This window comes from thiotrophic endosymbiont of Bathymodiolus puteoserpentis (Logatchev) (assembly GCF_900127505.1).
Lineage (GTDB): Bacteria > Pseudomonadota > Gammaproteobacteria > PS1 > Pseudothioglobaceae > Thiodubiliella.
In genome coordinates this window covers 238,255-263,746 of record NZ_UEXF01000019.1, presented here as the reverse complement: position 1 = coordinate 263,746, position 25,492 = coordinate 238,255, and the positions used below count along the sequence as shown (strand labels likewise).

Genomic DNA, 25,492 nt, shown 5'->3' with positions numbered 1-25,492 from the left:
GTGTTGATTTTGGCGATATTATTAGTGCCATATGGTGTTGTTTTTGCAGATAACTTTTCTAAAGTGGATGTTAAAAATCCACTGTATTATTATCCAGATTTTATTGGAAAAACTGTTGAAGTAGACAATAATATTATTTCTTTGGATGCTCCTAAGCGTGCTGCCGACCCTGCCTTTGTGCCGTTAAAAATTACAACGAGCCACATGCAAAAAGATTTATTTATTGAGAAAATTTGGGTATTTGTTGATACCAATCCAATGCCACTTGTAGCTGTATTTGAATTTGGTGAGGCTAGTGAACGAGCAGACTTAGCCTTTAATATTCGTGTTAACGAGCATAGTTTTGTGCGTGCAATCGCCCTTACCAAGAGTGGTCAATTATACCAAGCTAATCGCTTTGTCAAAGCTTCAGGTGGTTGTTCCGCTCCTGTTGGTACCGATATAACGGAAGGTAGAAAAAGATTAGGGCAAATGCGTCTTGGTATAGAAAAAAACAACCCTAGTTTGGTTAATCTTAAAATTCGCCATATCAACCTAACTGGTATGCAGATGGATCAAGTAACTCGAATACGCACTTTGCCTCACTATGTAAAAAGCATCAAAGCAAGCCTAGATGGTAAGACGGTATTTTTAGCTAAAACTGGTTTTTCTGTGAGCGAAGACCCTAATTTTCGTTTTTATGTATCAAGTGGAAAAGCCAGAAATCAATTAAAGATTGAAGTATTGGATACAGAAAGTCTAAAATTCGTGAATGATTTTTCTATGTAGTGCAATAATTTGAAATTTTTTAACCTAAATAAATACTTAATCAATCAATGAAAAACTATATTTTAATATCTGATGCCCAGCAGTTATTCAAAGAATCAGTTGCCAGTCTAATTAACAAAGAGATTGATAAAGATTACATATGTAAACAATATTGCACTTATGAAACCTTGGTGCAGAATGTTAAAGCTATTAGTGGCAATATTAAGTTAATAATTTTAAGTACAAATTTGATAGATATTGGTAAGATTAATAAGAGATTACCTGATTTAAGAACTATAACAAAAACGCCCATCTTAGTAATTACCTCTATTAATAGTCGTTTCTTTGCTCAGGAAGTTATTGATTCTGGCGCCACTTATTGTCTGGTAAAAACTACATCACATGAAAGATGTAAAGAAGTTATCAATAAGATCTTATCAGGAAAGCAGATAGCTCCGTTTGAAGAATCAAAGAGTGAGATCTATTCTAATAAGCTTACTAAAAGACAATACGAGGTTTTGTCTGAAATAGCGCAAGGCATGTTAAATAAACAAATAGCAAATAAACTACGAATTAGCGAGTCAACCGTTAAAATACATATTTCGTCTATTTTGGTTAAATTGTCTGTTAATAATCGCACTGAAGCTGTTATTAAATTTTTCCAAGAAGCGTAAGAAATTAAGTCTAGGGTTTAACAATAAGTATTTTTGCTTGGATTTTGGTGATGTTTAAATTTAACAACTCTATTGGTCAATCAGGATGCAAAATTAAATGAAACAGAAATAACAAAAAACAGGTAAAATTATTTTTTTTCTAAAACAATAGGTTTTTTGATATGATTAAGTTTATAGTAGGTAGTATTGTGATTTTGGCACTTATTGGTGGCGCAGTTCAGTTTAAGTCAACTGATAAAGATTATTCTTTGATAGTGAATAAAGAGACAGCAAAGGTTAGCGTGTATAGCGGTGTTATTAAAATTTATGATTTTGTTAAAGGGTTAGTCGGCGGTACTACGAATGAAGTTGCTAACAAGGTTAAGTAGACTTATAGGTATTTTGTTATAGAAATAACCTTAGATTTTAGAAAGCAAAATTGTTCCGTTTGTGCCACCAAATCCAAATGAATTGGAAATTGCGTGGTTAATCTTCATTTCCCTTGCTTCGTTAGCGCAATAATCTAAATCACAATCAGGGTCTTGATTGAAGATGTTGATAGTTGGTGGTGCGACTTGATCTCTAATAGCTAAAGCGGTAAAGATTGCTTCAATGCCTCCAGCAGCACCCAACAAGTGTCCTGTCATTGATTTGGTAGAGCTCACTACAACATTATATGCATGCTCACCAAGCGCTAATTTAGTCGCATCAGTTTCTGCCTGGTCGCCAGCAGGGGTTGAAGTGCCGTGTGCATTAATATAATCAATTTGCTGTGCATTGATACCTGCGTTACGCAGTGTGTTTTTTATACATCTGGCTGCGCCTTCGCCACCTTTGGAAGGTAGTGTCATATGATAAGCGTCGCCACTCATACCGTAACCAGAGACCTCAGCGTAGATAGTTGCACCACGTGCTTTGGCGTGTTCGTATTCTTCTAATACCACCACGCCAGCACCATCGCCAAGTACAAAACCGTCACGGTCTTTGTCCCAAGGACGAGAAGCAGTTGATGGGTCATCGTTGCGAGTGGATAGGGCGCGTGCTGCTGCAAAACCGCCCAAGCCACAATTGGTGGTTGACATTTCAGCACCACCAGCAACCATTACATCGGCATCTCCATACTCAATTAAACGCGAAGCATCGCCGATATTGTGCGTACCAGTCGTGCAAGCAGTAACAATGGCGAAATTTGGACCTTTAAGACCGTATTTAACAGACAAGTTGCCAGAAATCATATTGATGATAGAAGAGGGTACAAAGAAAGGAGAAACACGCTTTGCACCTTTCTCTCTGAAAAGGTCAGCCGTTTTCTCAATGGTGCCTAAACCACCAATTCCTGCACCTATGGCAACACCGATACGCTCAGCATTTTCTTCGGTAATTTCAAGTCCACTATTTTCAATCGCTTGAATGCCTGCCGCCATACCATAATGAATAAAAGCATCCATTTTTTTGATCTCTTTAGGTTTTAAATAATCAGCAACATCAAAATCTTTAACCGAACCACCAAAAGTAACAGATTGTCCTTGGGTTTCAATATTGGTGAGAGAGTTAATGCCTGATTTTCCGTTAAGAATACTATCCCATGCTGTTGATACAGTTGAACCAACAGGAGATACAATGCCTAAACCAGTGATAACGACCCTTCTTTTACTCATAACTTACCTTTATTCTTAAATAAGAAAAAGGCGCTTAACCCAAGAGGGAAGAAGCGCCTTACTTATTATGTTGCTAAACGGAAATTACAAATTGTTATTAACATAGTCAATAGCTTGCTGGACAGTTGTAATATTTTCTGCTTCATCATCTGGAATTTCGCAATCAAACTCTTCTTCAAGAGACATGACTAATTCAACGGTATCTAAAGAATCTGCACCTAAATCATCAATAAAAGAAGCGTTATTATCAATATCACCACTTATATCTAATTGCTCAGCTACAACTGCCTTTACTCTTTCTTCAATACTACTCATTATGTTATTTCCTGCATCGTTATAAAAACCTATATTTTATCGTAAAAAATATTTATGTAATACTATTTTTGTAACTATTTTTATAACTATTAATGCAAAGGTTTCGTAGTTACCTTTGATACCTAGTAGGGTCAGGTATACCTACTTTTTTAAAACCGAGTTTTCGATACTCGCAAGCATCACAAAATCCACAAGCATCGCCATTATTATCCGCTTGATAGCAGGTGGTAGTCAATGAGTAGTCCACACCTAATGACAACCCTTTTTGAATAATTTGCGCTTTGTGTAAATCAATAAGCGGTGTGTGGATAGTAAGTTTTTTTCCTTCAACACCTTGTTTAGTGGCTAAATTCGCCATAATTTCAAAGGATTTAATATATTCTTTACGACAATCTGGATAGCCCGAATAATCCAGCGCATTGACACCAATAAAAATATCTTGGCAGTCTAGTACTTCAGCCCAAGCCATAGCATAAGATAAAAAGATGGTATTGCGTGCAGGCACATAAGTCACAGGTATTTCATCACTAGGCTTAAATTTAGGCACTTCAATGGCGCTATCAGTCAATGCAGAGCCACCAATATCGTTTAAAGAGATACTCATGGTTCTGTGTTCTATGGCACTAAACAGTTCAGCAACTTGTTTGGCTGAGTTAAGTTCTGATTTTTGTTTTTGTCCATAATCAAAACTTAACGCATAACAATCCAACCCTTGGGATTTGGCGATGGCAAGCGTGGTAGTGGAATCTAAGCCACCTGATAAAAGAATAACAGCTTTAGACATTTGCGAGATTGCCTTTTTCTTCCAGCCATTTTTTACGATCAGGAGCACGCTTTTTGCTAAGCAACATATCCATCATTTGAAAAACTTGTAGTGGGTCGTCTAATGTTAATTGAATCAATCGGCGTGTATCAGGCAACATTGTAGTTTCACGAAGTTGCGAAGGATTCATCTCGCCTAGACCTTTAAAGCGTTGAACCTGTATTTTAACGCGTTTGTTTTCTTTTTCAAGTTTGTTGATAACACTGTCTCTTTCGCTATCATCTAACGCGTAATGAACTTGTTTGCCTGCATCAATTCGATATAGTGGTGGCATAGCAACATACACATGTCCTTCTTTAATCAATTTTGGAAAGTGTTTGACAAATAGAGTGCAAATTAATGTAGCAATATGTGCACCGTCAGAGTCCGCATCCGCCAAAATACAAATTTTCCCATAGCGCAGACCCGACATATCTTCATTGTTTGGCTCTAAACCAATTGCCACACTAATGTCATGTACTTCATTACTGGCCAATACTTGCTCTGAATCTACTTCCCATGTGTTTAGAATCTTGCCTCGTAGTGGCAAGATTGCTTGATATTCTTTATCTCGTGCTTGTTTGGCGGAACCACCCGCAGAATCACCCTCAACTAAAAACACCTCGCTTTGACTTAGGTCGTGACTGATGCAATCTGAAAGTTTTCCGGGCAAGGCAGGACCACTAACGATTTTTTTACGCACCACTTTCTTGCCTGTTTTTAGGCGTGACTGTGCATTCATGATGGCTAATTCAGCAATCTTCTCAGCCACAGAGGTATGTTGATTAAGCCAAAGACTAAAGGCATCTTTAATTGTATTGGCTACAAAACTGGCACACTCTCTGGAGGACAATCGTTCTTTGGTTTGTCCTGAGAATTGTGGGTCTAAAATTTTAATAGACAACACATAAGCGATTCTTTGCCAAACATCATCTGGTGTGAGTTTAATATTTTTTGGTAGTAAATTTCTAAATTCACAAAACTCTTTTAAGGCGTCTGTTAATCCAGAGCGTAGCCCATTGACATGGGTGCCACCTTGAGAGGTGGGAATAAGGTTAACATAACTCTCACCAATAACATTGGTGTTGAACTCAGTCCATGCCAGTGAGCAATTTAGTTGTTGTTTTTCAGATTCATAATTCACCACAAATGGCTTCTCTGGCAAGCAGTCCAAGCTATCAAGTGAAATTGACAGATAGTCTTTTAAACCATCTTTATAAGTCCACTGGTCTTTGGTTTCATCTATTTCGTTATGGAAGGTAACTTTTAAACCTGGGCACAATATTGCTTTTGAGCGTAAGTTATGTCTGAGTTTGCTAACAGAGAATTTATCTGAGTCAAAAAATTTCCCATCTGGCATAAACTTAACTTTAGTGCCGGTATTACGCTTACCAACTGTACCAATCACTTCAAGCTCAGTTTTTTTAAGACCCTCAGAAAAGCTAATGTAATGTTCTTTAGCATCGCGTTTAATCCAAATCTCCACTAAAGTTGATAGTGCATTAACCACCGAAATACCTACGCCATGCAAACCACCAGAAAATTGATAAGAATCGTTTGAAAATTTACCACCGGCATGAAGCTTGGTTAGAATAACCTCAACACCAGAGCAACCTTCTTCAGGGTGGATGTCAACTGGCATACCACGACCATCGTCTTCAACTGATAAAGAGCCATTTTTGTAAAGTACCACATTGATTGTAGTCGCATAACCAGCAACGGCTTCATCGACACTATTATCAATAACTTCTTGTGCTAAATGGTTTGGTCGCTCAGTCTCGGTGTACATTCCTGGGCGTTTACGCACTGGGTCTAAACCTGATAGTACCTCAATGGATGATGAATCATAGTTGTTCATTTGTTATTTAATACCTAAGAATATTTTGCGAAGTATCATACCAAAAAAAACCCCGTAAAAACGAGGCTTTCTTTTTAATTTTCATTTACAAGTATTTTTTTATTCTACAAGGCGAGTTTTGAAATTGAGCAAGGAGTTTAGCAAATCTAAACGATTAAGCAATTTTAAAATTCAACGCCGTAGAATAACAAAAAACAAAGTAAAGAATTACATCATGCCACCCATGCCACCCATATCTGGAGTAGGCGCAACAGACCCAGACTGAGGAATTTCGGTAACCATTGCCTCGGTGGTAATCATTAGACCGGAAATACTAGCTGCATGCTGTAAAGCAGCACGCGTTACTTTAGTTGGGTCTAAGATTCCCATCTTCAGCATATCACCGTACTCATCTGTGCCAGCATTGTAACCATAGTTACCTTTGCCGTTAGCAACTTCGTTTAATACAACAGAAGGCTCACCACCACCATTAGCAACGATTTGACGCAGTGGTGCTTCCATAGCGCGTTTAACAATATCAATACCGATATCTTGGTCATGATTGTCACCTTTTAGTTTATTTAATGTACTAATAGCACGAACCAAGGCAACACCGCCACCAGGTACAACACCTTCTTCTACGGCAGCGCGCGTTGCGTGCAAAGCATCATCAACACGGTCTTTCTTCTCTTTCATTTCCACTTCAGTAGCAGCGCCAACTTTAATTACGGCAACACCACCAGAAAGTTTAGCCAAACGTTCTAAAAGTTTTTCTTTGTCATAGTCAGAAGTTGTTATCTCCATTTGTGTTTTAATTTGCGCAATACGACCATTGATTGCTTCTTTAGAGCCAGCACCATCAACAACAATAGTAACCTCTTTTCCGACTTCAATACGCTTGGCACCTCCTAAGTGATCTTCAGTGATAGCTTCAAGTGACAAGCCAATTTCTTCAGAAATTACCTCACCACCTGTCAAAACAGCCAAATCTTGTAAGATGGCTTTACGACGATCACCAAAACCAGGTGCTTTAACAGCAGCGACTTTAACAATACCACGCATATTGTTGACCACTAAGGTCGCCAACGCTTCGCCTTCAATGTCCTCAGCAATAATCAACACAGATCTACTAGACTTTTGTGCCAATTCAAGCGTTGGTAATAAATCACGAATATTTGAGATTTTTGCGTCGTGTAATAGAATGTATGGATTGTCCAAATCAGCAGTCATCGCTTCTTGGTTATTCACAAAGTAAGGTGATAGATATCCACGGTCAAACTGCATACCTTCAACCACATCTAATTCGTTATCAAAACCTGAGCCTTCTTCAACAGTAATAACACCTGCTTTACCTACTCTATCCATTGCTTGAGCAATAATATCACCAACAGAGGTATCTGAGTTAGCAGAAATAGTGCCTACTTGTGCAATTGCCTTAGTGTCATCACAAGGCTGAGATAATTTGCGCAATGCTTTTACTGCAGCTTCTGCGGCTTTATCTATGCCACGCTTAAGGTCCATCGGGTTCATACCTGCAGCAACAGACTTTACACCTTCGGTCACTAGCGCTTGCGCCAATACGGTTGCAGTCGTTGTGCCGTCACCTGCGATGTCATTGGTTTTAGAAGCAACTTCTTTCACCATTTGCGCACCCATGTTTTCGAATTTATCTTCTAGTGTGATTTCTTGTGCAACCGATACGCCGTCTTTAGTGATCTGTGGACCACCATAAGATTTGTCTAAGACGACATTTCTGCCTTTAGGTCCTAAGGTTACTTTTACTGCATTAGCCAATATATTAACACCGTCTAACATTGCATTTCTGGCTTCTGAGCCGAATTTAATATCTTTTGCTGACATTTTAATCTCCTTTATTTAATTACAGCAACAATGTCGCTTTCAGTCATTACTAACAAAGTTTCACCATCTGTTTTAATTTCAGTACCAGCAAATTGAGTAAATAAAACTTTGTCACCAACTTTAACATCTAAGGCGATGTTATCGCCATTGTCATTTTTTTTGCCATTGCCTGTTGCAATAATAACACCTTCTAAAGGTTTCTCAGCTGCTGCATCAGGAATGATAAGACCACTTGCAGTGGTTTTTTCTTCTTCTATTCTACGGATAATCACACGGTCGTGAAGGGGGCGGATATTCATTTTTTACTCCTAGTATTTATTTTTTAAAGATAAAATGCAATGCTTAAGCTTTTTCTAAAGAACTTTTTACTTGTTGCATGGCTTTGTTTTCAAGTTGGCGAACTCTCTCAGCAGAAACACCATACTTGTTAGCTAAAGTATGTAGGGTCGTTTTTTCTTCTTTCAAGTACCTAGACTGTAAAATATCCAAACTTCTTTCGTCTAGTGTAGAAAGTGCTTTGTAAAGTTGCTGTTGTTGGTGTTTTTGTGTGTCATCACTAAGTAATAATTGCTCAGGTGTTTTCGTGTTGGTGTTGGTTAAATAGCGTTCTGGCGCTGAATTGTCTTCATCATCTGAGATTTCAAATGTAACATCATTAAATTGTAAGCGTGATTCCATTTCCAGTACATCTTTAGGGCGTACACCAAGTTCATCAGCAATTTCCTGTGCTTGTTTCTCATTTAATGATTGATAAATATTTGCTTTTGCCTTCTTAAGCTTGAAAAATAATTTGCGCTGTGCTTTAGTAGTAGCAACCTTAACAATCTTCCAGTTTTTAAAAACAAACTCGTGAATCTCAGCACGAATCCAATAGACTGCATAAGAAGCAAGACGCACATTTTTATATGGGTTAAACTTCTTAACTGCCTTCATTAAACCAATGGTGCCTTCTTGGATTAAATCCGCTTGCTCTAAGCCATAACCCTTGTAGCCATGTGCGATAAAAGCCACAAAGCGTATATGTGATAATACTAACTTTCTAGCAGCGCTTAAATCGTGGTTTTCGTATAGTTCAACGGCCAAATCATGCTCTTCTTGTGCTGATAAAATCGGTGGGTACTTCTGAACACTAACATCTTGCGTGTTGGTGCTAAAAGTTTGAATAGTGGGTAGTGTAAAATCTTGACTCATAACATTAAAAAAACAATAAAATAGGCTGATATTATACTATCATTAGTGCTATCCAATAAGGGCTTTAAGTAAATCTTGATGTTTAATTGATTGTTGCTCAATGTTTAGGCGTTGTGAATGGATAATGGTGGATAACTCATTAAGTGCAATATCAAAGTCATCATTAACCACTAAATAATCAAATTCGTCATAATGTTGCATTTCACTAACAGCGTCTTTCATTCTGCGCTCAATAATTGTTGAATTGTCTTGCCCTCTATCGGTTAAACGCTCTCTTAGCGCCTCAATAGAAGGTGGAATAATAAAGATGCTAATGATACCTGAAAAATTTTTTTCAACTTGTCTGGCACCTTGCCAATCAATTTCTAAAATAACATCTTGATTTTGTGTGAGTAAGTCTTTGACCGTTTGTTTAGCGCTACCGTAGTGATTATCAAATACACAGGCTGATTCAATAAAACCATTGTTATTATTGATTTCGTCAAATTCATTTTTAGACACAAAGAAATAGTTTTCTCCATGTACTTCACCTGAACGAGCTGCACGCGTGGTGTGCGAAACTGATACGCAAAGATTTTTCGTTTTTTCAATCAGTGCTTTAACTAAAGAGGTCTTTCCGCAACCAGAAGGCGCAGCAACAATAAATAGATTTGACATTACTCTTTTGTATAGCCTGCAATGTCATCGGCGCCATCTACTGAAAAGAAAAACTTTTCCATTTGTTCTTTTAGATAACTTTGTGCGTTTTCATCAAGCATATTAAGGTTGTTTTCGTTGATTAGCATAGTCTGGTGGTCTAACCATTGTTGCCAGCCTTGCTTAGAAACATTAGCTAGAATGCGTTGACCCAGCTCACCTGGATAGGGTGCACGCTCTAATGCTTCAAGTTCTTTGTTTAGTTTTACACATTGGATAGTATTCATAAGTGTTTTGCCTTGATACCTAATAATCTTAAACTTGTAAAATAAATGATAGCGGAAGCACTGATAATACTAGCAATTGTTAGTATTCTGTGCCATGCATCGGCATTCAAGTAGTAATTAATATCTTGGTTAAAATTTAAAATAAAGATGACCATTATAAGTGTTGCCAGCAAAACTTTAAAAAACATTTTTAAAAAATTTTGAGAAAATGTAAAAATATTGCGTTGCTTTAGATAGTGATAAAGCAAAGATGCGTTGATAACAGCCGACAGCGAGGTAGCAACTGCCAAACCCATATGTGCATAATAATAAGCAAATATAAGGTTTAAGAATACATTGGCTATCATTGCTATCACACCAACTTTAACGGGTGTTTTAATATCACCCCTAGAGAGAAAAACAGGTGCCAGTATCTTAACCATAATAAATGCCATTAGTCCTGCACCGTAAGCCATTAGACTAAGTGATGATTGGTGTGCGGCAAAAGCGCTAAATTCCTCATATTGAAACAAGGTAACGATTAAAGGTTCTGCTAGCAATACAAGTCCTAGGCAGGCGGGTGCACCAAGGATTAAGCCGATTTTGAGTGCGTAATCAACTGTGTGGGTAAATTTATCCTCATCTTTATTGGCAAAATGACCACTAAGCTTTGCTAAAGCCACTGTTGCTAGAGCGATACCAATAAGCGCCAAAGGTAATTCTAGCAATCTATCAGAGTAATATAGCCAAGAAACGCTGCCACTAACCAGTACTGTGGCAATCATAGTATCAATTAGTAAGTTGATTTGAGATACTGAAACGCCAAATAGGGCAGGTAGTATGCGTTTTTTAAGGGTTTTTATAGCCTCATGGTCGCCATGTGCTAAGCGTGGCATCTTTTTGATTTTGAGTAGAAATGGAATTTGAAATAACAATTGTACGATACCGCCAATTAACACCCCCCAAGCCAATGCCATAATTGGTGTATCTAAGTGTTTTGATAAATAAACTGCACACAGAATCATTGAGATATTTAATAACACTGGAGTGAAAGCAGGCACAGCAAACTTGTCGTAAGTGTTTAAAATACTACCTGAAAAAGCGGTTAATGAGATTAACAATAAGTAAGGAAAAGTAATTCTCAACATATCTGATGCAAGATTAAACTTAGTGGGATCAGCATCAAAGTAAAAACCCCATGCAAATATAAAGATAATAGCAGGAGCGATTAGTATAGTAATTACAGTTAAGATGATTAAAATTTTTAAAAACTTAGTGCCGATATGATTAATCATATCTTGTACTTCTGCTTCGTTGTGATTAGCTTTAGCGTTTGCTAAAATAGGTACAAAAGCTTGAGAAAAAGCGCCTTCACCAAATAAACGCCTTAGGAAATTAGGAATTCTAAAGGCAACTAAAAAGGCATCTGTTAAGTCATTTGCGCCAAAATATCGTGCCACAAAGTAATCACGCGCCAAGCCCAATATGCGTGATAAAAAGGTCATTATAGTGACAATGCTACTGGACTTTAAAAAAGATCTGTCCATATTTAGTTAAGGTTATTCCTCGTTAGGTCCACGCATAATGCCAGTTTTTGAACTGCGGATGCATTTTACGAATTGCATAACTTCTTTATGGTCAGACTCAGTTTTTTCCAGCTCTTTAAGTGATTGCTCAAGCAAACCAGAGCTACGATAAACCACCTTAAAGGCGCGTTTTATAGCAGCAATAGCATTGGGTGAGAAACCACGCCTGCGCATACCTTCGGCGTTAATACCGCGAACACGAGTTTGTACGCCTGATGCCACCATATAAGAAGGAATGTCTTTGTTAATTTGGCAGCCCATACCAATATAAGTATGCATACCAATCATGCAAAATTGTTTAACCAAGGTAAACCCACCTAAAATTGCCCAATTTTGTATGCGTACATGCCCTGCAAGTGAGGCGTTGTTTGACATAATGATATGGTCACCAATCTGACAGTCATGTGCAATATGCACATATGCCATTAATAAATTGTTAGAACCCACACGGGTAATAGACTCTTCTTTTTCTGTGCCACGGTTAATGGTGCAAAATTCACGAATTTGGTTTTCATCACCGATAATTAAGTTAGAATCTTGTCCAGCTTCATAAGTGATATCTTGTGGGTCGCCACCAATAGAGGCAAATGAATAAATATGGTTGTTTTTACCAATTTTGGTTGGACCTTGTACAACTGCGTGAGACTCAATAATAGTACCTGCATCAATCTCTACATTCGCACCAATGACAGTGTATGCGCGTATTTCAGCATTTTTATGGATTTTTGCACTAGGGTCAACAACTGCACTTTCATGTATTGCCACGAGACTCTCCTTTAATCAGCTGCTTTTTGTGTGCACATTAACTCAGCAGTGGTAACTATTTTTCCATCAACTGTAGCACTACATTTGAACTTCCAAATACCGCGTTTAACAGTCGTAACTTCCGCTTTAAGGTGTAATTGGTCACCGGGTTCAACCATGCGTTTAAAACGCACTTTGTCCACGCCAACTAGCATATAAATTTGACCCTCAATAGGTTTACCAACTTCAGATTTAAACGCCAAGATTCCTGTGGCTTGTGCCATAGCTTCAATGATTAGAACGCCTGGCATAATCGGTTGATCAGGAAAATGTCCAGTAAATTGCGGTTCGTTGAACGAAACATTCTTCAGTGCAACAATAGACTTGCCAACTTCTATCTCTAAAACTCTATCAATGAGCAAGAAAGGGTAGCGGTGTGGCAAGTAATTCTTAATTTCTTGAATATTCATTTCCATAATTTTATTTACCCTTTTTTAGATTTTTAAGCTTAATATTTAGATACTGGGCGATTTTATCAAGTTTTAACAACCACATTTGTGTTCTTTTCCAATTTGAATGCAGAGAAATAGAAGTAAAGCCCGTGTAATGACCTTTATTTAGATGCTTATCTACCGTGCTTGAGCCAGTTACAACGGTATCATCTGCTAAATGCATGTGACTGGCAATCACCGCGCCACCGCCGATTTGACAACGCTTGCCCAATATTACACTACCGCCAATAGTAACGCCAGCGGCAATCGCTGTGTCTGCACCTAAAATAACATTATGAGCGATGTGCACCAAGTTATCAAGGCATACACCATTGTGGATTTGTGTGTCTTCTAATGTGCCTCTGTCAATAACTGTGTTTGCACCAATAGTAATATTATTGCCAATTAGCACATTACCTAGATGAGCAATTGCATGCCAGTGACCTTGTTTATCTAGCGCATTACCAAAGCCTTCTGAGGCAATTACCACGCCTGCAGAGATAACTACATTGTTGCCAATTGTGGTATTTTGCAAGATAACCACATTGGGTTGTATGGTGACATTATCACCAATTGTAACGCCTTGCTCAATTGTTGTATTTGCACCTATAGTACAATTTTTTCCAACAATAACTTCTTCGCCAATAGTGCAACTATCGGCGATATTTTTACTGTTAATTTGAGCGCTAAGATGGATACCATTAAGATGATTGGATTGTTGTTTGAAATAATGTGTAATTTTGGCAAAAGCCAAGTAAACATTATCAACCACAAGAGCATTTGTAGAGCAGTCACCTAACAAGTCCTTGGTTAAAATCACCGCACTAGCATTTGAATTGAGCAGGTCTAACTTATACTTACTATTTGAAACATAAGTTAGTTGACCTTTTTTCACTTTAGAGCTAGCAGACAAACCGTTGATTTCTAATGATGCATCGCCAATCAATTCAGCATCAATAAAACCAGCAATGTCTCCTAGAGTATACATTATTCAGACGATTTAGAAATTTGTGCCTATGGTGAATTCAAAAGTACTGGTTTTATCACCTGCTTTCTTTATAAGTGGTTGAGCTGCATACACACCTAATGGACCAACTGGCGTTAACCAAATAAACCCAAGACCAACAGATGCACGGAAATCATTAGTGCTAAAAGCAACCTTTTCACTAATACCACCTGCATCAATAAATGCACTCACGCGCATATTTTTACTGTCTTCCATAAAGCTAACTGGCGAAACAATAGAAGCGCTCATTAACATGGACAGCTCACCGCCTTTTGCTTTGTTATTAAGATATGTTGCACCAAGAGAGTTAAAATTAAAGCCGCGTACAGAGGAGGCACCACCACCATAGTAACGCTCAAAGAATGGCAATTCTTTGCCACCGTAACCTTTTGCTAAGCCTATTTCAGCACTAGTTTTAAGTGTTAAATTTTTAGTAAGTGAACGATAACTTTTATGTGAGGCATCAAATTTATAGTATTTAAAATCAGCAACGGGTAGTGCTACACTGGCTTTAAGGTTATTACTATCGCCCTTGGTTGGAAAATTGTAATCATCAAGCGTGTTGTTGCGCCAGTTTATACTTAGTTTGGCTTCAGTCTTATCGTTACTAGAACATTGGGCTTGCTCATAATCAGCACCTGAAAAAGTTTTGCCACAAGTGATTTTTCTAGAAGAGAGTCTAAGGTCTACACCAATACGCGTATCTTTTGTAATTGGAATACCGTAACCAATACTTCCTCCTTTTTCATTCACTTTGTATTCTTCAACTTTAAGTTCCGAGCCTTCTGTTTTCTTGTTAAATATACCATAACTGATGCTGTGTTTATCTTTGGTAAAGTAAGGGTTGGAAAAGTAGATGTTTAGCTCTTTTACCGCTTTTGATTGTGATGTTGAGGCATTTAGCGTGTTACCTGTGCCAAGGAAGTTTTTTTCTTCTATACCAAGATTAAAAGAAGCACCGGTGCTGTTAGAATTAGACAAGCCAACAGAAAAAGTTCCTGTTTTAGCTTCTTCTACCGAAAAACTTAGATTAATTTTATCGTCAAAGCCTCTAAGTTTAGAAACTTCCATTTTCACATCAGAAAAGAAGCCAAGACGCTTAAGTTTATTAATTGATTCTTCTAGTTCCTCGTTTGAATACAGTCCGCCTTCGTAAATACCGATTTCTCTACGCACAACTTCATCTTGTGTTCTGGTGTTGCCAGTAATAGTAATGCGGTTAATGTAGACTTTTTTATGTGGCGATACTTTGAATTTTAAGTTAATAATATGGGTGGCTTCCCCTTCAGAAGTTAGCGCATCTATTTTAGCAAAGGCATAACCTTGATTGGTGTAAATATCAGTGATAGCCTTAATGCTATCAATAATTTTTTTACGCTCAAATACATCGCCTGTGCTAATAGTTAGAAGTTCTGACAAACTTTCGCTAGATTCATCCAGCATATTGCCTGTAAATTCAATTTTACCAACTTTGTATTTGGAGCCTTCATTGACTTGAATATCAATATCAATGCTTAGTTTGTCCTTAGACAGTTCACTCTTAACATCGCTCACTTTAAAATCAAGATAACCAAGGTTGAAATAGTGTGATTTTAGCGTTTCAATACCTGCATCAAGTGCAATTTTAGAGTAGTGGTCTTTTTCAGTGAAGTAATTGACAATGAAAAAATCAGGTTCACCAATTTGGAACAGATTAAGTAAAGTCTTTTCTTTTTGCACTTTATTTCCATTAATATGCATTGATTTGATGCGTGCAACCTCGCCCTCAGAAATGTCAAGTTCAACACCAACTCTATTACTGCTATCAATTTCAATTTTTTCAGTAATTTTAATACCGTAATAACCTTTACTAATGTATGTCGCCTTTAACTGTTCAATGAGTTTAGCTAGTTGTCTTTTATTAAAAATCTTACCGGGAGTTAGATTCATGCTAGATAAAACTTGTTGAAGTGCGTCGTCGTCAATGACTTTTTCTGATTGGTTGAGCAAATCAACATATTTAATATGCGGATTTTCTATGACTGTGATTGTTAAAGTTTGGTTGGTTTGACTTACTTCAATATCTTTAAAAAATTGCGTCTTATAAAGACTACTAATGATTTTTTTTGATGTTTGATCGGTGTAATTATCACCTGTTTCAACTGGCAAGTAACTAAGTACTGTGCCTCGAGAAATAGCATCAAGACCTAAGATTTCAATGTTTTTAATAGGTGCTGAGATTGTAAGTGAAGATATTAACAAGCTTGATAGTAAAGCAAATTTAAGAATGATTTTTTTCATGTTTTATAAGCCCAAAATAAAGTGAAATGTTAGCGCAAAATTATACAGTGAAATTAAAGCTTAATGTTGTTTGTGAGAATGCCCTGCATCCTTCAATCTTGTAAGGTAGCCACTCCATAGTTTATCTTGTTCTGTAGCCAGCTTGTAAAGGTGTTCCCAAGAATAAATGCCGCTATCATGGTCATCACTAAAAAATAAAACAATAGCGTAATTTCCTGTGGGTTCAATACGACTAATAGTGACATTCTCTTTGCCTACTTGCAAGGTCTCTTGACCTGGGCCATGTCCCACCACCTCGGCAGAAGGGGAGTAAACTCTTAGATATTCAGCACTCAGTGGATATTTCGTGCCATCAAAGGTAAGTGTAAGAAGGGTTTTGGTTTTATCTAAAGTGATATTGCTAGGTGTTTGCATAAAAGTATTAATAAAATAAATTAGACGATATTTTAAGTCATTAAGTAGATAAAATATCACTCATGTTGATTAAGTTTACAAAAATGCAAGGCTTGGGGAATGATTTTATGGTGATTGATGCCATTAATCAGAGTGTGTCACTCTCTAAAACGCAAATCAAACAACTCTCCGATAGGCATCTTGGGGTGGGTTTTGATCAATTGCTACTAGTGGAGTCGCCAGAAAATAAAGAAAATGACTTTAAGTATCGTATTTTTAATGCTGATGGTTCTGAGGTGGAGCAATGTGGCAATGGTGCAAGGTGTTTGGCTCGATTTGTGGTTGAAAAAGGTCTAACCAAAAAAACCGTTATAACTGAAAGCGTTGCATTTGAATATAGCGTAAAAAACACAATTCTTGTAGAGACAAAAAAAGGTGTAATAAGGGTAGCCGCTGCAATGAGTGGAGTTTTCGTTGATATGGGGGAGGCAATTTGGAAACCAAAAGACATTCCATTTAATCAATTAAAAAATGAAAACGCTACCCATGCTGTCAATGGATATCAAGTTGGCGTGGTCTCAATGGGTAATCCGCATGCAGTGTTAATCGTAGATGATATCAACCAAGAGATTGAATCTATTGCAAAAAAAATACAGAATTCTGGGGATTTTCCAGATGGGGTGAATGTAAGTTTTGTGCAAATTACTCATGAATTTAAGGTTAAACTTCGGGTTTATGAACGCGGAGTAGGGGAAACACTCGCCTGTGGCAGTGGTGCTTGTGCAACTGTGGCGTATTTAGATTTGATAGGCAGAGTTAACGCTAAAGATAAAGATGTCATTGTTGACTTAAAAGGAGGGGTGTTATCAATTGGCGTTAACGAGGGAGATAGAATCCTTATGTATGGTCATGCCGAATTTGTATTTGAAGGGCAGGTGAAAGTCTAACAACCTACGGAAAATACTTGCTTATCTTCGAAGCGAATTGCACTTAATTGAGCGCCGAGAGCTTGACCCCAAACACAACCATGATCCATAGGGTAGATATGTGGCGTGTTAATGGCGGATAGGGTGGACCAATGACCAAAAAAGATATCGGTATTTGTCAGTATTCTATGTTCGTGTAAAAACCAAGCTTTAAAGCCTATTGGTGCAGTATTTTGTCCCATTTTATGCTTAAATTCTAAAGTGCCATCTGCGCGACAAAAACGCATACGCATGCAAGCATTAATGGTATAGCGACAAGCCTCCATTTCCTCTAAATCACGATGCCAAGTGTGTGGAGAATTGCCATACATTTGGTTGATAAAACCCTCTGCATCGGATTTTTTTAAGTGTTTTTCAACTGTAAAGGATTGAGATAAAAGTGTGTTTTTATCCCAGTTAGGGGGGGCACCTGCGTGCAGTAAGAGTGCATTTTTATGTTCAATCACTAAGGGTTGTTGTAATAAAAAATCGATCAATGCCACTTTGTCTTTGGCGTTTAAAATATCGCTAAAAGTATCTTGATTACTGGGGGTTTTATCACCCAGAGCACAGGCTAATAAATGAAAATCATGATTACCTAACACCATTTGGGCGTTTTCAGATAAATCTTTGATAAATCTTAAGGTTTCAAGTGATTTGTTGCCACGATTAACCACATCCCCTAAAAAAAACAATTGGTCTTTATCGCTAGAAAATGCTACTTTTTTAAGTAATTTTTGTAATGAGTCAAAACACCCTTGAATATCACCAATTAAATAATCGCTCATTGTAATGTATAGGGCTTACTTAGTACGAATTCTGCGATTTCAACACTAAAATGTTCACCCGTGTCACTAATCATATGATATTTTCCTTTCATCGTACCTGTTGGTGTTTTAATCATTGCCCCAGAAGTGTACTCAAAAGACTCGTTAGGCAGTAAATGCGGTTGTTTACCCACCACGCCTTCGCCAATCACCTCTTCTGTGTATCCAGTTTCATCTTGGATAAACCAGTGTCTGCTAATTAACCGTGAACCAATTTCTCCTTGATTGCTAATAGTGATTGTATAGGCAAAGGCGTATTGACTACTGAAAGGAATGGTTTGAGCTTCTATAGGGGTAACTTTAACAGTAATTTTAATGTTGTTTTTCATAATATTATTCCGTATGTGTAAATGCCTCATATGCATCAGCTAAGACAATAAAATCTTCTACTGTAAGCATTTCAGCGCGTTGTGATAAGTCGATGGTTGTTTGTTCTTGTAACAGCAAAGATTTTAAACAATTTCCAAGGGTTTTTCTGCGTTGAGAAAAAGCTGCCTTGACGATTTTCTCAAAAATCTCAGTATTACTAACTTTTGATGGTGCTAAGGGTTTGAGATAGACAATGGCAGAATCCACCTTTGGCGCAGGATCAAAAGACTCAGGTGGCACGATAAAAATTAATTCAACTTCAAAAAATGCTTGCATCATCACACTCAGGCGCCCATAAGTTTTCGAACCATTTTCAGCTACCATTCTTTCTACGACTTCTTTTTGTAACATAAAAGTCATATCTACCACTTTGTCTCTGTTTTCAAGTAGATAAAAAAGTAGTGGCGACGAGATATTGTAAGGCAAATTTCCCACCACACGAAGGGGTGTTGTTAGGGTGCTTAGGTCAAATTTAAGCGCATCACCTTGATGAATAACAAGGTTGTCTTTGTTTAAATTGTTCAACACAGCGATCAAATCTTTATCAATTTCAATGACATTTAGTTGTTTGACGCGTTCTAATAAAGGCAGCGTCATTGCACCTTGACCAGGACCAATTTCAAGTAAATTATCATTAAACTTTGGTGTGATAGTGGCGACAATATGCTCAATAACGCTGTTATCAGTTAAAAAGTTTTGTCCAAAACGTTTTCTAGCTTTATGCTTACTCATAATTTAGACGCTATAAAATTTTGCGCAGTTTTTAACGCAGTATTAAAACTACCCAGACTTATATTGCCTGTACCAGCAAGATTAAGCGCTGTGCCGTGGTCAACTGAAGTACGAATAAAGGGCAAACCCAAGGTAATATTAACGGCTTTTTTAAAACCCAAGGTTTTTAATACCGGTAAACCTTGGTCGTGATACATTGCCAATACGCAGTCCACGCCTTTTAGCGCATCAGCTGTAAAAGCAGTATCAGCGGGTACGCTACCAACAAGATTTAGCCCCTGTTTATTGAGTTTCTCAATCAAAGGATTGATGATTTCAATTTCTTCAGAGCCTAAATATCCATCTTCACCTGCGTGAGGATTGAGCCCACAGATAACAATCTTAGGATTTTGCAGACCATAATTCTGCAAGGACTTGTGAATGATATTTAAGGTTTTTTCTAAAGAGTCGGCTTGTATGTGCTTTGATACTTGATTTAGCGGCAGATGTGTTGTTGCTAATGCCACTCGCAATCCATCGGTTGCCAACATCATTACGGTTTTGTCCACGCCTGAGAGATGAGCCAGATACTCAGTGTGACCACTAAAGTTAGGGTAAATGCCTGATTGGTTGATAATGCCTTTGTGTAGTGGTCCAGTTACAAGCGCTTGAGTGTTGCCATTAAGGCAATGCTGTGTGGCCAAGTCCAATGTTTTTAACACATACTCAGCATTGTTTTTATTCAGCATACCAGCAACGACTTTATCGGCTATTTTAATAGGGTAGACGCATAATGTCTGAGCATTAGAAGTTGATTCTGATTCACTGATTTTAAGGGTTAAATTAAGGATTTTAGCTCGATGTAGTAACATATCAGGATCGGCAAAAACCAATAAATCTTTTTTAGATTTTTCTTGCGCGTGAATCACTGCTAAATCAGGCCCTATTCCAGCGGGTTCGCCAGGGGTAAATGCAAACATTGCTTAATTAATATATTAAAAAAACTCTAATTATAAAAGGCAAAGCCAGATGAATTAAGGTTTATCAAATAAAATAGTGATAAAAAACAGAGTAAATATTGTAAAATAACGAGGTTCGGATATTTGCTACACCTAAATTATTTTAATAAGATTAACTATGAATTCATCAATTGCTCTTTTGACTACACTGGCTTTATTACTGTCACTTCCTGCTTTAGCGGAATCATTTAATCAAGATCCTAGTCAACATTCAAAAAATTTTAATTCAACTTACAATATCCAACAAGTATTTGGACGCTCACTTGACAAGAGGGCGCTTTTAGGTGGTAAAGTTATTTCTTCTGCCCAAGTGACTTTATCGGCACAAGTTTCAGGCGATGTGTTGACAATTAACGGCAAAGAAGGGGATATGTTTAAGCGGGGCGCTATTCTAATAACGCTTGAGCAAGAATCTATTCAAGCACAAAGAGACGCGGTTTATGCAGAAATATCTTCCGCTAATGAGGCGTTAAGAAATGCTGGCGTGCAATATTCTCAATCTATTGTTTCTCCAAATTCAAGCAGTATGTTTGGCGGTATTCCAGGTATGTTCTCAATGTTCACAGACCCAATGGTGAAAATGAGTGGGAGAGGCGATCCTGCTTTTGATAAGTTTGCCAATCGTACTTCACGCTATACCAGTTATCAACAGGCGAAAAACAAACTAACACAAGCACGACTTAAGCTTAAGCAAGTAGAAGAACGCCTAAAGGATGCAAATGTTGTTGCGCCTTTTGATGGTGTTATTGTGGTTAAGAATGTTGATCAAGGTGATATTGTGCAGTCTGGGCAAGTGTTGATGAAATTTGCCAATATCAAAAAATTACAAGTTGAGTTAAATGTACCTTCGCGCTTGATAACCAGTTTAAAACTCAATAAGAAATACCGTATTAAATTAGACATGGTAAATGTTGTGGTTAATGCAAAACTCTCACAAATTTATCCAATTGCCGATAACAACAAACACAGTGTTAAAGTGAAATTTGACTTACCTGAGAACCTACCAGTCTTAGCAGGTGCTTATGCAGAAGTAGAAATTTTTGAAACAGATTCAGGTCCACTAACACCCATCATTCCAGAAACGGCAATTATGTGGCGTTCTAGCTTACCAAGTGTGTTTGTTGTCAATCCAAAAACCAGTAAAACTGAATTGAGGTTTATACGCCTTGGTGAGCAAATCAGTGATTATCAAAAAAGTGTTTTATCTGGTTTAAAGATTGGTGAAAAAATCGTTATTAATCCTAGTATTATGATGATTTCAGGGATGGATATTTAGTAAGCTCTTTACATAATTATGAATAACCATCAAAATACCATTTTTCATACAGGGGACTTATGAAAAAACACGAACACATTGATATCTCTAAAGATAAGAATATCGATAAAGATATAATTTTAGATGACTTAAGAGATTACGAGTTGGGCGTTGCTGGCAAGTTAACTAAGGCTTTTATCACCTCCCCATTGTCTATTATTTTATTCTTTGCTATGCTTGGCGCTGGCATTATTGGACTTATCTCCACACCACGACAAGAAGACCCACAGATTTCTGTACCACTCATTGATGTTTTTGTTGAATATCCAGGTGCTTCTTCGGAAGAGGTGTCTAATATTGTGGTTAAACCATTAGAGCGTCTAATGTCTAATATTTTAGGGGTTAAGCATGTATATTCAGTCAGCGATAAAGGTCAGGGTATTGTTACCATTGAGTTTGATGTAGGGCAAGAAATGACAGCTTCTGTTGTTAAGGTGCGTGACAAAATGTTGGCAAATCTTGACTTTATGCCGCCAGGCGCTAGAACACCACTGGTTAAACCAAAAGAAATTGATGATGTGTCTATTGTTAATCTTACCTTATGGTCAAAATCACTTGACGATGGACAGTTACGCTCCTTGGGCTTAGAATTATTACAACAACTTGGCAAGGTTCCAAATACCAACAATGGCTTTGTTGTTGGTGGACGCAAAGAGATTTTCCATATTGATATTTTTCCTGGTCGTTTGGCGGGCTATGGTATTTCTATTCAGCAAATCTCAAACACTATTGGCAGTGCAAATGTTAGTTCACATACCGGTAATATCGAGTTAAACGGCTACAAAATGGAGGTTTACTCAGGTGACTTTTTTAAGAAAGTTGAAGACATCGAGAATTTAGTGGTTACAGTAAATGATGGAAAGCCTGTGTATGTGCGTGATATTGCAGATGTGTATTATGCGCCAGAAGAAGCACACCACATGGTTAATCACTATAGTGGTGTTGCCAGTCAAGACAAAATCAAAGCAACAGGTGAACAGGCAGTAACCATTGCTATTGCAAAGAAGTTTGGTACTAATGGTGTTAAAGTTGCTAACGATATTTTGGCTAAAGTTGAAGAATTGAAGGGGCGCCTTATTCCAGATAATGTTGAAGTTAGCGTTAGCAGAAACTATGGAAAATCTGCTGAAGACAAGGTTAATTCATTGATCAAGAAACTCTTTATTGCTACTGGTGCTGTGACTTTATTGGTTTGGTTTGCACTTGGTATTCGCCCTGCAATTGTAGTGACACTGGTAATTCCAGTTGTATTATTAATGACTATTTTCTCAGCTTGGATGTTGGGCATGACCATTGATAGAGTGAGTTTATTTGCGTTGGTTTTCTCTATTGGTATTTTGGTGGATGATGCAATTGTTGTCACTGAAAATATTTACCGACGCTGGCTGATTGACAACAAAATTACTATTGCCACTGCGATTGATGCAGTGCGTGAAGTGGGTAATCCAACAATTTTAGCAACCTTTACTGTGGTTGCTGCCCTGGTTCCAATGGCAGCAGTAAGTGGTATGATGGGCCCGTATATGGCGCCAATCCCAGTATTAGGCTCGGTAGCAATGATGTTCTCGTTGTTTGCAGCATTCGTATTTACCCCTTACTTCATTATGAAATTTGTGCCACCAATAGGTGTATTGCACAAGATGCATGCAAAAGAAGAAAGAGAAGGTAAGGTATTGCACGCATTCTTTCATTCAACTATTTCTAAATTATTCAGTGTTAAAGTTTATGGAATGGGTTTCTTAATTGGCTTGGTAATAACATTTTTCTTGTCAATGTCAATGTTTTATACCACAGCAGTGCCAGTGAAGATGTTGCCATTAGATAACAAATCAGAGTTTGGTGTATCGCTTGATATGCCTGATGGTAGCGCATTAGCGAACACAGCATCAACACTACATAAGATGGCACAAATACTACGCAAAATGCCAGAAGTCGTGTCTATTCAAACTTATTCAGGAACAGCCAAGCCATTTGATTTTAACGGCTTAGTGAGGCATTCTTATTTAAGGCAAAAATCATCAGAAGGCGAATTGCAAATCCAATTAGTAGATAAAGGTGAGCGTGAGCGTTCAAGTCATGAAATTGCACTTGAAGCTCGACAATTAGTTCAGCAAGTAGCACTTGATGTTGGTGCTAATTATGCTGTGGTTGAAATGCCACCTGGGCCACCAGTATTGCGTCCAGTGGTTGCAGAAGTATACGGACCCGATAAAGCAACGCGTCGTAAGTTAGCCAATGATTTAACTAAAATGTTTAAAGCCTCAGGCACGATGACAGATGTTGATAATTTGATGCGTGATGAGTATCCAGTGATTAACTTTCAAGTAGATACCGCAAAAGCATCGCGTTTTGGCGTAAGTGTGCAGGTCATTAAAGAAACCTTAGCAATGGCAATGAGTAGTTTTAATGTGACTACGATTCGCCTCAAAAATGCGCTTGAACCTTCGCGTGTTCGTATTAAAATACCATTGTCTAAACGCTCACAACTGTCTTATTTGACGCAATTACCAGTGCCTTCACAACATGGTGGCATGATTCCAGTTTCTGAATTGGGTTCTTTTGTTTATAAGAAACAAGATGATTTGATTTTCCACAAGGACTTAGCGGATATTGAGTATGTTTTAGGTGAGCCAATAGGGCGCTTAAGTGCGCCAATCTATGCAATGTTTGGCGTTGATGATTTGTTATTAGATTATAAAACGGTTAATGGTAAGCAACTACAAGGTGAGTATTTAGGGCCACCAAAAGATCAAACTGTGCCAAGTTTTGAATGGACTGGGGAATGGACGGTTACTTATGAAACTTTCCGAGACATGGGCAGTGCATTTGCGGTAGCATTAGTGGTTATCTATATGTTGGTTGTTTGGCAATTTGGCAATTTCATCGTACCAGCAGTAATTATGGCACCAATTCCGCTGACACTATTGGGCATTGTGCCAGGGCATTGGTTACTTGGTGCAGAATTTACCGCCACTTCAATGATTGGTTGGATTGCTTTAGCAGGCATTATTGTGCGTAATTCAATCTTATTGGTAGACTTTACGGTGCAAGAATACGCCAAAGGTGTGCCGTTCTTTGATGCAGTGGTAAATTCTTGTGCGTCAAGAACGCGTCCTATTATGATTACTGCTTTTGCACTTGTTGGTGGTTCAAGCGTTATTTTGTCTGACCCAATCTTCCAGGGCATGGCTATTTCACTATTATTTGGTGTGTTAGTGTCAACCGTGTTGACCTTAATCGTTATTCCGTTGGGCGCGCTATCTGCAGGCGAGGCATCTTTTCGTGGTATTGCTATTAGTATGGGTTTATTATCAGATGATACCAATTCTGATGCAAAATACAACATTGAAAAAGAAGCGTCAAAGTGCAATAAGGATAATGCCAAAGAATGGATTAAAAGCACATTGTCTAAGAATAACAAAGCTGCAAAAGATTTAAATAAGAAAACCAATCAAAATGACGGTAAGAAAACAACTGTTAAGTCTGAAAAAATTGACACTAATGGTTTTCTCAAAAAAGAAGATAAAAATGATATTTAAGCTACAGTTCTTTTTGTAAAGACCGTTATACAAATAGAAGTTATCATTAAAATCTCACTTTCCACCCACTCTATTTTTTAATCCACCTTTGACCTTAACAAAATAAGGTTTTATGCTGTTGTTGATCATTTGGCAATACAGTAATTAGTCAACCCTTAAAAACCACACAACAAATTGATTTATAACAATAAAACCAACAATAACCCTAGACAAATCAACCAACTTTTGTTAAAATACCTCTTATTTCTTGGTCGTTTTGCTTAAAAAAATGTTAACTAAATC

At 37.7% G+C, this 25,492-nt stretch carries 25 protein-coding genes; 6 read left to right on the top strand and 19 right to left on the bottom strand.

Annotated features, from left to right (window positions below; translation table 11 throughout):
- Positions 1–9 precede the first annotated feature (9 nt).
- The 3 genes from BHECKSOX2_RS03145 to BHECKSOX2_RS03135 all read left to right on the top strand — a co-directional run bounded on the left by BHECKSOX2_RS03145 (position 10) and on the right by BHECKSOX2_RS03135 (position 1,789).
- Positions 10–768 carry a quinoprotein dehydrogenase-associated SoxYZ-like carrier gene (locus BHECKSOX2_RS03145; protein ID WP_180323635.1) on the top strand — a complete coding sequence of 253 codons (759 nt, stop codon included), beginning with the start codon at positions 10–12 and terminating at the stop codon, positions 766–768.
- A 47-nt stretch (positions 769–815) separates the two neighbouring features.
- Entirely contained in the window at positions 816–1,421 is a 606-nt protein-coding gene (locus BHECKSOX2_RS03140) for a response regulator transcription factor (RefSeq protein ID WP_180323634.1), read from the top strand.
- Between the two features lie 161 nt (positions 1,422–1,582).
- On the top strand, positions 1,583–1,789 hold the full coding sequence (locus BHECKSOX2_RS03135) for a hypothetical protein (RefSeq protein ID WP_139682414.1): 207 nt from the start codon (positions 1,583–1,585) through the stop codon (positions 1,787–1,789).
- Between the two features lie 30 nt (positions 1,790–1,819).
- Here BHECKSOX2_RS03135 and fabF read toward each other — a convergent pair whose 3' ends face one another.
- The 15 genes from fabF to BHECKSOX2_RS03060 form a co-directional block, all read right to left on the bottom strand.
- A complete protein-coding gene (fabF, locus tag BHECKSOX2_RS03130) occupies positions 1,820–3,058 on the bottom strand; it encodes a beta-ketoacyl-ACP synthase II (protein ID WP_139682413.1) in 1,239 nt (412 codons plus the stop codon).
- An 84-nt stretch (positions 3,059–3,142) separates the two neighbouring features.
- Positions 3,143–3,373 (bottom strand): acyl carrier protein, encoded by a 231-nt coding sequence (acpP, locus tag BHECKSOX2_RS03125; protein ID WP_090718041.1) that lies wholly within the window; start codon positions 3,371–3,373, stop codon positions 3,143–3,145.
- Positions 3,374–3,482: 109 nt separating this feature from the next.
- On the bottom strand, positions 3,483–4,157 hold the full coding sequence (gene queC, locus BHECKSOX2_RS03120) for a 7-cyano-7-deazaguanine synthase QueC (RefSeq protein WP_139682412.1): 675 nt from the start codon (positions 4,155–4,157) through the stop codon (positions 3,483–3,485).
- On the bottom strand, positions 4,150–6,033 hold the full coding sequence (gene parE / locus BHECKSOX2_RS03115; RefSeq protein WP_139682411.1) for a DNA topoisomerase IV subunit B: 1,884 nt from the start codon (positions 6,031–6,033) through the stop codon (positions 4,150–4,152). Before parE ends, queC begins: the two co-directional genes overlap by 8 nt.
- 207 nt (positions 6,034–6,240) lie before the next feature.
- Entirely contained in the window at positions 6,241–7,872 is a 1,632-nt protein-coding gene (gene groL, locus BHECKSOX2_RS03110) for a chaperonin GroEL (protein WP_139682410.1), read from the bottom strand.
- 11 nt (positions 7,873–7,883) lie between these two features.
- A complete protein-coding gene (locus BHECKSOX2_RS03105) occupies positions 7,884–8,171 on the bottom strand; it encodes a co-chaperone GroES (protein WP_090716621.1) in 288 nt (95 codons plus the stop codon).
- Between the two features lie 43 nt (positions 8,172–8,214).
- A complete protein-coding gene (gene rpoH, locus BHECKSOX2_RS03100) occupies positions 8,215–9,063 on the bottom strand; it encodes an RNA polymerase sigma factor RpoH (protein WP_139682409.1) in 849 nt (282 codons plus the stop codon).
- Between the two features lie 48 nt (positions 9,064–9,111).
- On the bottom strand, positions 9,112–9,720 hold the full coding sequence (gene gmk / locus BHECKSOX2_RS03095; protein WP_139682408.1) for a guanylate kinase: 609 nt from the start codon (positions 9,718–9,720) through the stop codon (positions 9,112–9,114).
- Positions 9,720–9,986, bottom strand: coding sequence for an oxidative damage protection protein (locus tag BHECKSOX2_RS03090; protein ID WP_090716614.1), 267 nt, complete (start codon positions 9,984–9,986; stop codon positions 9,720–9,722). Before BHECKSOX2_RS03090 ends, gmk begins: the two co-directional genes overlap by 1 nt.
- Positions 9,983–11,512 (bottom strand): murein biosynthesis integral membrane protein MurJ, encoded by a 1,530-nt coding sequence (gene murJ / locus BHECKSOX2_RS03085; protein WP_139682407.1) that lies wholly within the window; start codon positions 11,510–11,512, stop codon positions 9,983–9,985. The genes BHECKSOX2_RS03090 and murJ overlap by 4 nt, the downstream gene beginning before the upstream one ends.
- Before the next feature lie 12 nt (positions 11,513–11,524).
- Positions 11,525–12,316: an acyl-ACP--UDP-N-acetylglucosamine O-acyltransferase gene (gene lpxA / locus BHECKSOX2_RS03080; RefSeq protein WP_139682406.1), complete on the bottom strand. Its 792-nt coding sequence runs from the start codon at positions 12,314–12,316 to the stop codon at positions 11,525–11,527.
- Positions 12,317–12,327: 11 nt separating this feature from the next.
- Positions 12,328–12,771: a 3-hydroxyacyl-ACP dehydratase FabZ gene (gene fabZ, locus BHECKSOX2_RS03075; protein ID WP_139682405.1), complete on the bottom strand. Its 444-nt coding sequence runs from the start codon at positions 12,769–12,771 to the stop codon at positions 12,328–12,330.
- Between the two features lie 4 nt (positions 12,772–12,775).
- On the bottom strand, positions 12,776–13,774 hold the full coding sequence (lpxD, locus tag BHECKSOX2_RS03070) for a UDP-3-O-(3-hydroxymyristoyl)glucosamine N-acyltransferase (protein WP_139682404.1): 999 nt from the start codon (positions 13,772–13,774) through the stop codon (positions 12,776–12,778).
- A 12-nt stretch (positions 13,775–13,786) separates the two neighbouring features.
- Positions 13,787–16,072 carry an outer membrane protein assembly factor BamA gene (gene bamA, locus BHECKSOX2_RS03065; RefSeq protein ID WP_139682403.1) on the bottom strand — a complete coding sequence of 762 codons (2,286 nt, stop codon included), beginning with the start codon at positions 16,070–16,072 and terminating at the stop codon, positions 13,787–13,789.
- A gap of 60 nt (positions 16,073–16,132) precedes the next feature.
- Positions 16,133–16,486, bottom strand: coding sequence for a gamma-butyrobetaine hydroxylase family protein (locus BHECKSOX2_RS03060; RefSeq protein WP_090716632.1), 354 nt, complete (start codon positions 16,484–16,486; stop codon positions 16,133–16,135).
- Positions 16,487–16,548: 62 nt separating this feature from the next.
- Between BHECKSOX2_RS03060 and dapF the strand changes: the two genes are divergently transcribed.
- Positions 16,549–17,412 (top strand): diaminopimelate epimerase, encoded by an 864-nt coding sequence (gene dapF, locus BHECKSOX2_RS03055; protein WP_139682402.1) that lies wholly within the window; start codon positions 16,549–16,551, stop codon positions 17,410–17,412.
- Here the strand turns inward: dapF and BHECKSOX2_RS03050 are convergent.
- Genes BHECKSOX2_RS03050 through pdxA form a run of 4 tightly spaced genes read right to left on the bottom strand, consistent with a single transcriptional unit; the run spans position 17,409 to position 20,317 of the window.
- Complete coding sequence (locus tag BHECKSOX2_RS03050) at positions 17,409–18,218, bottom strand: symmetrical bis(5'-nucleosyl)-tetraphosphatase (protein ID WP_139682401.1); 810 nt, start codon at positions 18,216–18,218, stop codon at positions 17,409–17,411. The two genes, dapF and BHECKSOX2_RS03050, sit on opposite strands and share 4 nt — an antisense overlap.
- A complete protein-coding gene (apaG, locus tag BHECKSOX2_RS03045) occupies positions 18,215–18,586 on the bottom strand; it encodes a Co2+/Mg2+ efflux protein ApaG (protein WP_139682400.1) in 372 nt (123 codons plus the stop codon). The genes BHECKSOX2_RS03050 and apaG overlap by 4 nt, the downstream gene beginning before the upstream one ends.
- Positions 18,587–18,590: 4 nt before the next feature.
- Positions 18,591–19,358: a 16S rRNA (adenine(1518)-N(6)/adenine(1519)-N(6))-dimethyltransferase RsmA gene (rsmA, locus tag BHECKSOX2_RS03040; protein WP_139682399.1), complete on the bottom strand. Its 768-nt coding sequence runs from the start codon at positions 19,356–19,358 to the stop codon at positions 18,591–18,593.
- Positions 19,355–20,317: a 4-hydroxythreonine-4-phosphate dehydrogenase PdxA gene (pdxA, locus tag BHECKSOX2_RS03035; RefSeq protein ID WP_139682398.1), complete on the bottom strand. Its 963-nt coding sequence runs from the start codon at positions 20,315–20,317 to the stop codon at positions 19,355–19,357. Before pdxA ends, rsmA begins: the two co-directional genes overlap by 4 nt.
- A 157-nt stretch (positions 20,318–20,474) precedes the next feature.
- Here pdxA and BHECKSOX2_RS03030 point away from each other — a divergent pair, with 157 nt between their 5' ends.
- Together BHECKSOX2_RS03030 and BHECKSOX2_RS03025 are read left to right on the top strand one after the other, a co-directional pair.
- Positions 20,475–21,632: an efflux RND transporter periplasmic adaptor subunit gene (locus tag BHECKSOX2_RS03030; RefSeq protein WP_139682397.1), complete on the top strand. Its 1,158-nt coding sequence runs from the start codon at positions 20,475–20,477 to the stop codon at positions 21,630–21,632.
- Positions 21,633–21,691: 59 nt separating this feature from the next.
- Positions 21,692–25,210 (top strand): efflux RND transporter permease subunit, encoded by a 3,519-nt coding sequence (locus BHECKSOX2_RS03025; protein ID WP_139682396.1) that lies wholly within the window; start codon positions 21,692–21,694, stop codon positions 25,208–25,210.
- Positions 25,211–25,492 lie beyond the last annotated feature (282 nt).